Consider the following 14,756-nt stretch of genomic DNA (forward strand, 5'->3'; position numbering starts at 1 on the left):
ATTTCTAACCTACTTCTTCTTGTGTTCTTAATCTTTGTACATAAGACGCTTTAATCATCTGAGCTCTTTTAGCTACTGATGGCTTCATGAAGTTCTTTCTACTACGTAGATTCTTCATTGTCTTAGTTCTATCGAATTTTCTTTTGTAGCGTTTTAAAGCTCTATCGATGTTCTCTCCTTCTTTGATTGGTATAATTAACATATTTGGGCACCTCCTTTCATAAGTATTTTCTATATTTTGAATAGTTTTAAAAACTATTAGGTTTATTTTTTGGATTGCAAATATAATTACTAATTATGAATTGACAATTATTATTTACAAATTATTTATTAAGCCTGTATTTTGCGTTAGGGATTGAACGGTTTGTTTGAGCTCTTTTGTTTTGATAAAAAAAAAGCGAGTAATGAAAGCCCGACCTTTTTAGAGAACGCCCAAATAAACAATACCTAAAAGCGAAATTCCATAAACTATGTTGCTGGCTTATATTCTTTTTTATCGATAATAATTTTTGAAATTATATCTTTTAGAATTTCTGATGTTCCTCCTCCAATTGGACCTAATCTGCTATCGCGAAATAAACGAGCCATTGGATATTCTTCCATATACCCATAACCGCCTAATAATTGCAAAGCATCATAAATTACACTGTCTGCTATTCTAGTTGCAGTTAATTTAGCCATAGATGCTTCTTTAACTACATATTGACCATCATTTAATCTTTTTGCAATTGAATAATTAAACTCTTTACACATTTCTACTTCACTCGCCATTTCTGCAACTTTATGACGTAGTGCTTGGAATTTATCTAAAGATTTACCAAAAGCTTGACGCTCTGACATATATTGTATTGCATAATCTACAGCAAATTCTGCTCTTGCATGTGCATTAATTGCCATGATTAAACGTTCTAACGCAAAATGTTGCATTATATAAGAAAAGCCTTTTCCTTCTTCTCCCATTAAATTTTCTGTTGGAATTTCTACATTATCAAAAGCAATTTCTCCTGTATCGGAAGCTTTCCAGCCTAATTTATCTAATTTTGTTGATGAAATACCTGGCGTCTCTCTATCAATAACAAAAATACTCATTCCTGCATGTTTAGCTTCTGGATCTGTTTTAGCTGCTAAAACCAAATAATCTGAATAAACACCATTTGTTATAAATGTTTTGGAACCATTAATAATGTATTTATCTCCTTTTTTTATAGCGGTAGTCCTCATACCTGCAACATCACTTCCACCAAAAGGTTCTGAAATACACAAACAACCTACTTTATCTCCCTCTATACTTGGAGTTAAATATTCTTTTTTTATTCTATCGTCTCCTTCTTTATTAATATGAGTCATGGCTAAATACTCATGAGCCCACATTGCTGCAGCAAAACCACCAGAATTTATTTTTTGCAATTCCTCTAAAAAGATAACTGTATAAAAAAGATCTAGATTTAATCCACCATATTGCTCTGGAGAATTTAAACCAAAATACCCCATTTCTCCAAATTTTTTCCAAATAAAACGATCTATCGTTCCAGTTTTTTCCCATTTATCAATATGAGGAACAACTTCTTTCTGTAAAAATTCTTTAAAACTTTTTCTAAAAGCTTCATGCTCTTCAGTAAAATACATACTCATACCTCTAATTTGTTGTTTGTTTATTTCGCTTCCAAATATAAGGTTATTCTATGGTATTTCTCAATAGGAAAACCATCAATCTTTTTGAGTTCTTCGATTGACTGAAACTCTGCAACTTCATCTCTATAATTAAAAATCATTTTACATAGATTATAATCGATATAGGGATTTTTTAACAAATTTTTAAAAGAGACTGTATTTACGTTTTTTTTCTTAATTAGTGGTTTTTCTATTATTTTAAAAGTTGATAAAACTTTGTCCACCACTTGTTTTTCGATACCCCAAACTTCATATAATTGTTCGTTTATAGAAAATCCTTGAAGTTTACTCTTGTAATTTAGTATTCTTTCTGATAATTTTTCTCCTATTCCATTAATGGTTTGTAAATCTAAAAGGGTTGCTTTGTTAATATCTGTAGTTGATACTTTTTTCTTTTCGAAAGACTTATAGACGGAATTATAAGAAACTTCACCCTTTTTAGTGGCTTGATTTTGTTTTACAACCCAATCTGGGAATTTAAAATAGGTAGAAATCTTAGTTAATAAACTATCTGAGACCTTCGTTATTTTTTGAAATTCATTTTTTGAGTTGATGAATTTATTTGTTTTTCTAAAAGCTAAAAGTCTATCTATTTCTTCTAGAGACATTCCTAATTGTTCCCCTTTATAATCTGTAATATAGTTAGGATTAAAAGGATAAATTTTAGGCTTCCTGTTTTCAATTTCTATTAAACTCAAACTATCAATTTGTTTATGAAAAGCGATAAGTTCTGTTTGATTTGTTTCTATAATTTCATCCGAAGAAAAATTACCAAAAACAATAAACACTTGCACTATTATAATAAGGACTAATAAAAAGAAAATCCCATTTCTTTGGCTTTTGTTATACCAGAAATGGGATTTAAATATTTTCATAAAACGTATCTTACATTAACTTTTAATTGCTGTAATATATTTTTTCATATCCTCCCTTACTTTTGGGAATAAAAGTAGTAGACCAATCATATTTGGGAATACTAATGCTAAAATCATTGCGTCTGAAAACTTTATCACTGCATCTAAAGTAGCAGCTGCTCCAATTATAACAAATAAAAGGAATAAAATTTTATACGTCATATCGGCAGTTTTACCTTTTCCAAAAAGATATTTCCAAGATTGTAACCCATAATAAGACCAAGAAATCATTGAACTAAAAGCAAATAAAACAATTGCGATCGTTAATATATAAGAGAACCCTGGAATCACAGAATCAAAAGCCATAGATGTTAAATCTACACCACCAATAGAAGTCCCATCTGAATTCAACACAACATTACTAAGACCATCACCTCCGTACTTAAATACACTTTGCATATTTGATCCGTCAATATTAAAAAAGATGATAACTAAAGCTGTCATTGTACAAATCACAACTGTATCTATAAAAGGCTCTAATAAGGCTACAACACCTTCAGAAGCTGGGAATTTAGTTTTTACTGCTGAATGCGCAATTGCTGCAGAACCTGCTCCTGCCTCGTTAGAGAAAGCAGCTCTTTGAAAACCAACAATTAAAACACCTACAAAACCACCTAAACCTGCCATAGGCGTAAATGCTCCATTAAAAATTAATCCAAAAGCATCACCTATATAACTAAAGTTTGCGAAAATAATAATCAAACAGGCTAAAACGTATATTCCCGCCATAAAAGGAACAATTTTTTCTGTAATTTTTGCAATACGCTTGATACCTCCAATAATTACAATACCAACTAAAATTGCTAAAATAACACCGATAATTAAACCCGAAGCACCACCATCTATATTAAACAATGTTTTTAATTGCACGGCTGCTTGATTAGATTGAAATGCATTACCTCCTCCAAAAGAAGCTCCAACACATAATACTGCAAACATTATAGCTAATACTTTACCAAGACCTGCATACCCATTTTCTTTTAATCCTTTAGATAAATAATACATTGGACCACCATAAACAGTTCCATCTGCATCAACATCTCTATATTTAACACCCAACGTACATTCTACAAATTTTGTAGACATCCCAATAATACCACAAACAATCATCCAAAAAGTTGCTCCTGGACCACCTAAAGCAATTGCCACTGCAACACCGGCGATATTACCTAAACCAACAGTTCCAGAAACTGCTGTTGCTAATGCTTGAAAATGAGAAACTTCTCCTTCTTTACTTTCATCTCTAATTGTATCTATAACATCTCCGTCTACAATATTAACTGCAGCACTCTTATCTGCACTATGTGTATCTATATCGTCATATTTACCTCTTACAGTATTTATTGCTAAACCAAATTTAGTTATTCCTGGAAACTTAAAATAAATTGTAAAGAAAGTAGCTCCTAAAACTAAAAGCAACACAACAAAAGGGATATTATACCCTCCAATAGGAACTGATGTTAATACAAATCCTTCCCACCATACTGCCACCGGCATAAAGGCATCATTAATTTTCTCGTCTAATCCTTTATCTTGTGCAAATGTTAAAAATGGAACTACTAAAAAAAGCAGTGATAGAAGTTTTTTGTTCATAATTTATTTTGATTTTTTTATTTATCGTTGCGCAATATCCTAAAAAAAAAACGAAAAATGGAGAGATACTTCAAAAAAAATCCTGTTTATGGCCTTTTACAAGGCCATAAACAGGATTTTAAAAATTTATTTTATTTAAAAACTATTTTTGTCTTTTATGATCAATTGCTTTTAAGTAGCGTGCCAACTCTACTTTTACTTTTGGAGCTAACAGTATCAATCCTATAATATTTGGGAATACCATTGCAAATATCATAGCATCAGAAAATTCAATTACAGACCCTAAAGTAGAAGATGCACCAATTACTACAAAAACTAAAAAAAGTGCTTTATAGGTAATATCTGCTATTTTACCTTTTCCGAATAAATAGGTCCATCCTTGTATTCCATAATAAGACCAAGAAAGCATCGATGAAAAGGCGAATAAAATTACGGCTATTGTTAGCAAAATAGAAAAATTAGGAATTGCAGAATCAAAAGCAACCGATGTTAAATCTACACCATTAATGGGTTGGTTGGTTGCATTTAATAGTACATTACTTTTTGAATCTAAATTACCATAGGTAAATAAATTACTTCTTAAATTAGTAACAACTATTACTAAAGCAGTCATTGAACAAATAACTACAGTATCTACAAACGGCCCTATTGATGCTACAATACCTTCACTGGCTGGAAATTTAGTTTTTACTGCTGCGTGTGCAATAGATGCCGATCCAACACCTGCTTCATTTGAAAAAGCAGCTCTTTGAAAACCAACAATCATTACCCCAATTAAACCTCCTACTACAGAAGTTTGTTTAAAAGCGCCATCCCAAATTTGACCCATCGCTTCTGGTATTATACTAAAATTCATTGCAAGTATAATTAAGGAAGCACCTACAAACATAATTGCCATAAATGGCACTATTTTTTCTGTTACCCTACCTATTCTTTTAATTCCACCAATAATCACTACACCAACTAATGTTGCCATTACAAGTCCAAATACAAACCCAGATTCAATATCAAAGAGTTGTTTAAATTGTGCAGCCGCTTGGTTTGCTTGAAACATATTTCCACCTCCAAAAGAACCTCCAATTACAAAAACAGCATATAAACCAGCTAAAACTTTTCCTAATCCGGCTAGATTCTTTTCTTTTAATCCTTTTTTCAAATAGTACATTGGGCCTCCATATATTTTCCCATCTTCACCAACTTCCCTATACTTAACACCTAAAGTAGCTTCTACTAATTTTGTAGACATTCCTAAAAATCCAGCTAAAATCATCCATATGGTTGCTCCTGGACCTCCAATTGCAATTGCAACCGCAACCCCTGCAATATTACCTAAACCTACTGTTGCAGATAATGCAGCTGTTAAAGCTTGAAAATGTGTAACTTCTCCTACGACTCCTTCTGCTTTAACCGTTTCAAAAATATCACCGCCTGGAGTTGAATCACCAGCCATTTCATCAACTGAACTATGATCAACCTCATCATATTTACCATTTGTAGCTCTTATGGCAACCCCTAATAAAGTAATGTTAGAAAACTTAAAATACAATGTAAAAAAGAAAGCTCCAGATAACAGTAGAATAACTACAATTGGAACCTCAATACCCGCAATTGAGATTGGATAAAAAACGAACGCACTTACAGCGTCCGCAAAAGGTTTAAATTTTTCTTCTATTTGTTCATCTATTGTTAACTCTTGTGCGAAGGATAACATTGGGGCCGCCAACAAAAGCATTGAAATAAGTTTTTTATACATACGATATTAGAATTGGTTTATCTTTTCTAAAACGCAAGATGATGTAAATATGCTCTTTTGGCAAGTTTTAAACCATAAATAACCAATTATTGAGCAATAAAAGTGGTTTTATGCCAGATTTTCTTTAAATTTCAATAAATCTTCTTTGAATGATTTTGGATAAAATTCAAGTTCTTTATTTGTTTTTGTTAAATCGAAACCTGTTTTTGGAGGCCTTGGAGCAGTTTGATTTAAGGTTGATGTAGCTATTGATTTTATTAAACTTTTATCTAAGTGAAATACATCTGCAATTTGTTGTGCAATTTCGTAAACACTTAATAATTGACTTGATGAAATATTGTAAATTCCTATTGCTTTTTTATCCATAGATATTTTACAAGCCAACGCTAAATCTTCTACATAAGTTGGCATTCTATATTGATCATCTACAATTGTAATTTCTTTTTTGCTTTCTAACATTTCTTTTACCCAAAGCACAATATTACTTCTACTCATGTCAAATACTTTTCCATACACTAAAATTGTTCTTAGAATTGTGTATTTGATATTTGACTTTAAAATAATTTCTTCTGACTTCAACTTAGACAGTCCATAATAACTTAATGGGTTTGCTTGATCAGTTTCTTTATAATACCCTTTTTTTCCATCGAAAATAAAATCTGTAGAAAGGTGAATTAAATGAGCATTTATTCTATCAGAAACTTCTGCCAACCATTTTACAACATCAACATTTAAAGTGTTACATGCTATTTTATTATTTTCACAAGCATCAACATTTGTCATTGCTGCTGTATTTATTATAAAATTTGGTTGAATTTCTACTAATTTTTCTTTTAAAAGAGTTTCATCAGTAATATCAATAGAAATATATAAAAAATCATTTCTACCACTCCTATTTTCTCCTTTTGAAAAACCTATTACTTCGTATTTATCTTTTTCTGACAGCAATAAACTTAATAGAGATTGCCCTAATAAACCATTACTACCTGTAATAACTACTTTTATCATGCTAAAACAATTCTCTTAATTTAATTATTTGTTTTGGTCTTCCTAAAACGATTAAATGAGAACCTTGTATTAGTTTACAATCAGATTCTGGATTGATAATATATTCTTTATTTGGATCTATAAACCCAATAACAGTACAACCTGTTTGTCTTCTTAAATCTAAATCTAAAATTGTTTTATTCAGGTATTTTTCAGGCAAATCATCTACTGCTACCTCTTCTAAATTAGCAGTTGTTTCTCCTTCGATTGTTAACCTATCTACAAACTCTATTACATCTGGTGTAACCACCAAAGACGCCATATGATCGCCACCCAATTTATCTGGCATTATTACATTATCTGCTCCTGCAATTTTTAATTTACTATAAGAACTTTCATTAGACGCCCTGCTAATTACTTTGCAACTTTTATTTAACTGACTTACTGTTAAAACTACAAATAAATTATTTGCATCTGAAGGCAACGCCGTAATTAAATTAGACGCTTTTTCTATACCTGCTCTAATTAATGTTTCATCTAAAGTTGCATCGCCTTGAATATTTAATACCCCAAGAGCATCTAGCTCATCAATCTTTTCTTTATCTTTTTCTACTACAACAAATTTTTGGTTATAATTTTTTAGCTTCAAAATTGCTTGTTTCCCATTTCTACCATAACCACAAACAATTGTGTGTCCTATTAACTGCTGAATTTGTTTTTCCACTTTTTTATGTTTAAAATGTTCAAATAATCTTCCGCTAACTAAATATTCTGAAAAGGAAGAAACTGCATAACCAAAAATAGTTATACTTGTTAAAATAAGAAATATTGTAAAAATTTTTTCTTCGGAAGAAAAGGGTCTTAACTCACCAAAGCCAACTGTAGTTACAGTAATAACAGTCATATATAAAGCATCTACAAAAGAATAATGAGACAATAACATATAACCTGCTGTTCCTATAGCTAAAATGGAAACAACTAATAATAATATTTTATTAATTTTAGAATCTAAAATATTCATAAACTACAAATCAAAAACCGAACTTCTTTTAGTATAAACCATGTCTTTTAGCTTTAACAAAAACGCTAACGTTAAATAAAACCCAAATGACAAACCGACTGTTACAAATGATATATAAATAAAAAATAAGCGCACATTTGTAGCCCTAATACCCAGTCTATCTGCAAATCTCGAAGAAACATGAAATCCGTTTCTTTCAAAAAAATGTCTAATATTGTTAATCACTTATGCTATAATATTTGATTGCAAGATACTATTTTATGATTTGACAACCACACATCAATTAAATTAAAATAGTATTCTGTAACTTTGCATTTTTCTATAAAATCCACACTTTTGAAAGACCAAGAATACATAGAAGTTTATGGAGCAAGAGTTCATAATCTAAAGAATATTGATGTTAAAATTCCTCGCGAAAAACTAGTTGTAATTACTGGTTTAAGCGGAAGTGGAAAATCTTCTTTGGCTTTTGATACAATTTATGCTGAAGGTCAAAGACGTTATATAGAAACTTTTTCTGCCTATGCAAGACAGTTTTTAGGCGGATTAGAAAGACCAGACGTTGATAAAATTGATGGCCTTTCGCCAGTTATTTCAATAGAACAAAAAACAACCAATAAAAGTCCGCGTTCTACAGTTGGTACAATTACAGAAATTTACGATTTTTTACGTCTTTTATTTGCACGTGCTGCAGATGCTTACTCATTTAATACAAATGAAAAAATGGTAAGTTATTCTGATGAACAAATAAAAAAATTAATTCTTACCGATTTTACTGATAAAAAAATAGCAGTTTTAGCGCCTTTAATTAAATCTAGAAAAGGACATTATCGTGAGCTTTTTGAACAAATATCTAAACAAGGTTTTTTACGAGTTCGAGTTGATGGGGAAATAAAAGAGATTGAAAAAGGAATGAAATTAGACCGCTATAAAACACATGATATTGAGGTGGTTATAGATAGATTATTGGTTAATGATTCTGCAGAAAAAAGACTAGAAGAAACCATAAAAACGGCTTTATATTCTGGTGATAATATAATGATGGTGATCGATGTAGATGCTAATAATCCTCGTTATTTTAGTAGAGAATTAATGTGTCCAACAACCGGAATTGCATATCCAAACCCAGAACCAAATACGTTTTCATTTAACTCTCCAAAAGGCGCATGTAGTAAATGTAACGGATTAGGAATTACAAATGAAATTAATTTAAAAAAGGTAATTCCGGATAATTCAATTTCAATAAAAAACGGAGGGATTATTCCTTTAGGTGAAGAAAAAAATAGTTGGATTTTTAAACAACTTCAAAATATTGCAGAACGTTACAAATTTAAATTAACAGACCCAATAAGTAAAATTCCTAAGGAAGCATTAGAAATTATTTTAAACGGTGGAAATGAAACCTTTGAAATTGAATCTAAAACTGTTGGTGTAACTAGAAATTACAAAATTGACTTTGAAGGAATTGTTGCTTTTATAGAAAATCAATATACAAACGCAGAAAGCACAACTATAAAACGTTGGGCAAAAGCTTTTATGGATGAAGTTTCTTGTTCAAGCTGTAACGGAAAACGATTAAAAAAAGAAGCGCTTCATTTTAAAATTACGGATAAAAATATCAGTGATTTAGCACAAATGGACGTAACGGAATTAGCGAAATGGTTTAAAAATATAGAGAAAAAATTATCAGAAAAACAGCAAATAATTGCATCAGAAATTCTAAAAGAAATTAGAACTAGAATTCAGTTTTTATTAGATGTAGGTTTAGATTATTTAACGTTAGATAGAACCTCAAAATCACTTTCTGGAGGAGAAGCTCAAAGAATTCGTTTAGCTACTCAAATTGGTTCGCAGTTAGTTGGAGTTCTTTATATTCTAGATGAACCTAGTATTGGTTTACACCAACGTGATAATCAAAAACTAATAGATTCTCTTGTGAAATTAAGAGATATTGGAAACTCGGTTATTGTTGTAGAACATGACAAAGACATGATTGAACACGCAGATTTTGTGTTTGATATTGGGCCCGGAGCAGGAAGACATGGAGGTGAAATTGTTAGCGAAGGAACTTTTGAAGATTTAAAAAAACACCACACATTAACTGCAGATTATTTAACTGGAAGAAAAGAAATTGCGGTTCCTAAAACACGAAGAGAAGGAAATGGAAAAACCATAAAACTTTCTGGGGCAAGTGGTAATAATTTAAAGAATGTTACCATAGAATTTCCTTTAGGAAAAATGATTTGTGTTACTGGTGTTTCTGGAAGTGGAAAATCAACCTTAATAAATGAGACTTTATACCCTATTTTAAACGCTCATATATATAGAGGTGTAAAAAAACCAATGCCTTATAAAAAAATTGAAGGCTTAGAACATGTAGATAAAGTAATTGACATAGATCAATCTCCAATTGGTAGAACTCCACGTTCAAATCCTGCAACTTATACAGGAACTTTTGGTGAAATTAGAAGTTTATATGCAAAGACACCTGAAGCTGCAATTCGTGGTTATAAACCGGGTCGTTTTTCTTTTAACGTAAAAGGTGGCCGTTGTGAAACCTGCCAAGGTGGAGGAGTTAGAGTCATTGAAATGAACTTTTTACCAGATGTACAAGTAGAATGTGAAACCTGCCAAGGAAAACGCTTTAACAGAGAAACTTTAGAGATTAGATACAAAGGAAAATCTATTTCTGATGTATTAAATATGACCATTGAAGATGCTACAAATTTCTTTGAAAACATTCCTAAAATCCACAGAAAATTAAAAACAATTGAAGATGTTGGTTTAGGATACATTACACTTGGCCAACAATCTACAACTCTTTCTGGTGGAGAAGCACAACGTATTAAATTAGCCTCAGAATTATCTAAAAGAGATACTGGAAATACTTTTTACATTTTAGATGAACCAACAACTGGTCTTCACTTTGAAGACATTAGAGTTCTTATGGGTGTCTTAAATAAATTAGCTGATAAAGGAAATACTGTTTTAATTATTGAACATAATTTAGATGTAGTAAAACTAGCAGATTATGTTATTGATGTTGGTATGGAAGGTGGCAAAAAAGGTGGTAAAATTTTGTGCTATGGAACTCCTGAGGAAGTCGCTAAACATAAAACTAGTTATACTGCAAAGTTTTTGAAAAAAGAGCTACTTTAGCAAGCTATTCTTTTTTTAAAAGAAAAATACTAATTAAAAAAATATAGAATTATGACGAATGATGACAGAAAAATAAAAGACAAATTACAACCAAAAACGTGGAATGAAATAAAAACAAAAGACGCTTGGGGAATTTTTAAGGTGATGGCAGAATTTGTAGATGGATATGAAAAGCTAAGTAAAATTGGCCCTTGTGTTTCAATTTTTGGTTCTGCAAGAACTAAAGAAGATCATGAGGATTATATATTAGCAGAAGAAATTGCTTTTCAACTTACACAAAATGGATACGGCGTAATAACTGGTGGAGGACCTGGGATTATGGAAGCTGGAAACAAAGGTGCAAACAGAGGAAAAGGTATTTCTGTAGGTTTAAATATTGAATTACCCTTTGAGCAACATGACAACCCCTGGGTTGACCGTGACAAAAATTTAGAATTTGATTATTTCTTTGTAAGAAAAGTTATGTTTGTAAAATACTCTCAAGGCTTTATTGTAATGCCTGGTGGTTTCGGAACAATGGATGAACTTTTTGAAGCAATCACCTTAATTCAAACTAAAAAAATTGGTCGTTTTCCAATAGTTTTGGTGGGCACAGAATTTTGGAGTGGGTTACTAGATTGGATTAAAAAAACACTTATTGCTCAAGGAAATATTAGTGAAGAAGATTTAAACTTATTTAGAATTGTGGACACTGCTGAAGAAGCTGTAGCGCATTTAAATAAATTCTATGCTAAATATCAATTAAAACCTAATTTCTAAGATGGTTTTTAAAAAGAATTTAATTCTTTTTTTTCTGGTTTGCTCCTCTGTTTTAAATGGGCAAACCAGAATTTACAATACCCTTAACAATTACTCTGAAGTAGAACAAAATGATTTAAATAATCAAAATTCTATAAATATAAAGTCTACTTTAAACATTGAAACTGATGAATTATTAATTCAACAAGAAATAATTTTTTACAATACTTCTGATAGCATTTTTAAAAGTGTTTTTTTACATAACTGGGCTAATAGCTATAGAGATAGAAAAACTCCTTTATCAAAAAGATTTATACAAGATTTTAAAAAAAACTTATATTTTGCTAATGAAAAAGATTTAGGTTTTACCAAGATTAAGAACCTTAGTGTAAATTATGAAAATACTCAATTTAATGAACTAGAAAAAAAAGCAGACATCTTAGAAATACTACTTAACACACCTCTAAAACCTAATGATAGCATAAAAATATCACTAACTTATCTAGTTAAAATTCCCAATGCAAAATTTACTGATTATGGAAAAACTAAAGAAGATTATCATTTACGTTTCTGGTACATAACACCTGTAGTTTATAAAAACGGTTGGCAATTTATGAGCAACCTTAATCTGGATGATTTATATGAAAAGGGTACAGATTTTAGCATAGAAATTAATGTTCCAAAAGAATATGTGGTAGAAAGTAACTTGTATCAATACAAAACAAAAAAAGAGACTATTAATAAATATTTCTTAGTAGGCAAAAACAAAATTGATATTAAATTATGCATTAGCAAAAAACTTCATTTAAAAACTTTTAAAACAAAAACTATTGCTGTTCATACAGATGTTTTTAATGAAGAATTAAGTTATGATTTAACAACAAGCATTTTAAATAGAGAACTACTATTTATAGAAAAATACTTAGGTAAATATCCTCATAAAGAAATTTTCATAGACAAAATTACACAAAGTAAAAACCCTGTTTATGGATTAAATCAATTACCTAAATTTTTACGCCCTTTTTCTGATGTTTTTAAATGGGATATTGCCATGTTTAAAGCAATAACAAAAACCTATTTAGAAAGCACTTTACTACTAAACAAAAGAAACGATTATTGGCTTTTAGATGGGATTCAGAATTATTTAATGATAGAATATGTTGAGGAATATTATCCAGAAATTAAACTTCTGGGAAATGCATCTGATTCTTGGTTTCTAAAAAGGTTTAATATTTCTAAACTAGAATTTAATGATAAATATCCATTTATTTATCAATTTAGTGCGCGTAAATTTTTAGATCAATCTTTAATTACTTCAGCAGATTCTCTTTCAAATTTTAACAGAAAAATAGTAAGTAAATATAAATCTGGCTTAGGTTTTAGGTATTTAAAAGGATATTTAGGAAGTAAAACAGTAAACGAAACGCTGCAAGAATTTTATCAAAAAAACAAATTACAACTTACTTCTAGTAAAGATTTTAGCACGTTACTTTCATCAAAAACTACAAAAAACTTAGAGTGGTTTTTTAATGATTATATAAAAACCAATAAAAAGATAGATTACACAATTGAAGACGTAAAAGAACAAGAAGATAGTATTCTAGTAAAAATTAAAAACAAAAGAAACATTACTACTCCTGTAGCTTTTTATGCAATAAAAAACGACGAAATTAAATTAAAAAAATGGGTTATAGATATTGATAGCTCTAAGACAATAAAAATTGCAAAAGGAGATTTTGATAAATTGGTTTTAAATTACGAAAACCTTTACCCTGAATACAATACATTAGATAATTGGTACAATCCAAATAAAAAACTGTTTAACAAACCTGTTAAATTTACTTTTTTAAAAGATATTCAAGCACCTGATTATAACCAGCTTTTTTATCAACCAAATCTTCAATACAACTTTTATGATGGAATTATTTTTGGCGTAAAACTTCACAATAAACCTGTAATTGCTAGAAATTTAGAATTTAAACTTGAACCTTCTTATGCTATAAAGAGCAAATCAATTACAGGAAGTTTCTCTATTCGGTATAATAGTTTCTTTGAAGAGACAAATCTTTATAAAGTTTCTTATGGTATTGCGGGTAATACATTACATTATGCACCAGAATTATCATACAGCTCACTTATTCCATATGTAAATTTTGTATTCAAAAGAAAATCTTTAAGAGAGGCAAGCACAGAAAATATTGCTGCAAAAATAGTTCATATAAACAAGGATGTTTCCCCACAAAATATAAAAACAGATCAAGATAATTACAGTATTTTTAGTTTAAGTTATAATTACAGTAAACCAGACATTATAAAAGAATTTAGATATAGTTTTAGCACTGAATTTGCTAAAAACTTCTCAAAAGTTGCATTAGATCTGCGCTTTAGAACACTTACCTCTTCTGACACTCAATTAGATTTTAGAATATTTGCTGGTACTTTTCTTAGTAATAATACTAGCGGTAATTATTTTAGTTTTGGATTAGACAGAAGTAATGATTATTTGTTTCAACTAAATTACTTTGGAAGATCAGAAGATTCAGGAATTTTTAGTCAACAATTTATTATTACAGAAGGAGGATTTAAATCTGTTTTACCAACAAGGTATGCAAACCAATTTATGCTCTCTTTTAACTCTAGTATCGGTTTATGGCGCTGGCTAGAGCTATATAACGATGTTGCATTTCTAAAAAACAAACATGCACCTTTGTATTTTGCTTATGAAAATGGTATTCGTTTTAACTTTGTTCATAATATTTTCGAAATCTATTTCCCTTTATACTCAAACAATGGCTGGGAATCTTCTCAAAGTGCTTATCCAGAAAAAATTAGATTTACAATTACTACTGATATAAAATCTGTATATAACTTTTTTAGACGCGGATTATTGTAATAATAATTGTAATTCTACTAAAAAAAG

At 30.0% G+C, this 14,756-nt stretch carries 11 protein-coding genes; 3 read left to right on the forward strand and 8 right to left on the reverse strand.

Going from position 1 to position 14,756, the window contains the following annotated elements:
• Positions 1-4 precede the first annotated feature (4 nt).
• The 8 genes from rpsU to BTO04_RS15485 all read right to left on the reverse strand — a co-directional run bounded on the left by rpsU (position 5) and on the right by BTO04_RS15485 (position 8,164).
• Positions 5-202 (reverse strand): 30S ribosomal protein S21, encoded by a 198-nt coding sequence (gene rpsU, locus BTO04_RS05890; RefSeq protein WP_087563616.1) that lies wholly within the window; start codon positions 200-202, stop codon positions 5-7.
• Between the two features lie 266 nt (positions 203-468).
• Entirely contained in the window at positions 469-1,626 is a 1,158-nt protein-coding gene (locus tag BTO04_RS05895; protein ID WP_198342136.1) for an acyl-CoA dehydrogenase family protein, read from the reverse strand.
• Positions 1,627-1,652: 26 nt separating this feature from the next.
• Positions 1,653-2,546: a ComEA family DNA-binding protein gene (locus BTO04_RS05900; protein WP_087563618.1), complete on the reverse strand. Its 894-nt coding sequence runs from the start codon at positions 2,544-2,546 to the stop codon at positions 1,653-1,655.
• A 15-nt stretch (positions 2,547-2,561) separates the two neighbouring features.
• The gene (locus BTO04_RS05905) at positions 2,562-4,178 is read right to left on the reverse strand and encodes a sodium:alanine symporter family protein (RefSeq protein WP_087563619.1); all 1,617 of its coding nucleotides are present in this window, start codon (positions 4,176-4,178) and stop codon (positions 2,562-2,564) included.
• A 142-nt stretch (positions 4,179-4,320) separates the two neighbouring features.
• Complete coding sequence (locus BTO04_RS05910) at positions 4,321-5,931, reverse strand: sodium:alanine symporter family protein (RefSeq protein WP_087563620.1); 1,611 nt, start codon at positions 5,929-5,931, stop codon at positions 4,321-4,323.
• A gap of 108 nt (positions 5,932-6,039) precedes the next feature.
• Positions 6,040-6,939 carry an SDR family oxidoreductase gene (locus BTO04_RS05915; RefSeq protein WP_087563621.1) on the reverse strand — a complete coding sequence of 300 codons (900 nt, stop codon included), beginning with the start codon at positions 6,937-6,939 and terminating at the stop codon, positions 6,040-6,042.
• A 1-nt stretch (position 6,940) separates the two neighbouring features.
• Complete coding sequence (locus tag BTO04_RS05920) at positions 6,941-7,939, reverse strand: TrkA family potassium uptake protein (protein WP_087563622.1); 999 nt, start codon at positions 7,937-7,939, stop codon at positions 6,941-6,943.
• Positions 7,940-7,942: 3 nt separating this feature from the next.
• Positions 7,943-8,164 (reverse strand): PspC family transcriptional regulator, encoded by a 222-nt coding sequence (locus tag BTO04_RS15485; RefSeq protein ID WP_087563623.1) that lies wholly within the window; start codon positions 8,162-8,164, stop codon positions 7,943-7,945.
• 111 nt (positions 8,165-8,275) lie between these two features.
• On the opposite strand from BTO04_RS15485, the gene uvrA reads away from it, so the two are divergent.
• Genes uvrA through BTO04_RS05940 form a run of 3 tightly spaced genes read left to right on the forward strand, consistent with a single transcriptional unit; the run spans position 8,276 to position 14,729 of the window.
• Positions 8,276-11,098, forward strand: a complete 2,823-nt coding sequence (gene uvrA / locus BTO04_RS05930; protein ID WP_087563624.1) for an excinuclease ABC subunit UvrA — start codon at positions 8,276-8,278, stop codon at positions 11,096-11,098.
• Positions 11,099-11,149: 51 nt separating this feature from the next.
• Complete coding sequence (locus BTO04_RS05935) at positions 11,150-11,857, forward strand: TIGR00730 family Rossman fold protein (RefSeq protein WP_087563625.1); 708 nt, start codon at positions 11,150-11,152, stop codon at positions 11,855-11,857.
• Position 11,858: 1 nt separating this feature from the next.
• On the forward strand, positions 11,859-14,729 hold the full coding sequence (locus tag BTO04_RS05940) for an aminopeptidase (RefSeq protein WP_232455960.1): 2,871 nt from the start codon (positions 11,859-11,861) through the stop codon (positions 14,727-14,729).
• The last annotated feature ends 27 nt before the right edge of the window (positions 14,730-14,756 follow it).

The sequence above is a fragment of the Polaribacter sp. SA4-10 genome, assembly GCF_002163835.1.
GTDB lineage: Bacteria > Bacteroidota > Bacteroidia > Flavobacteriales > Flavobacteriaceae > Polaribacter.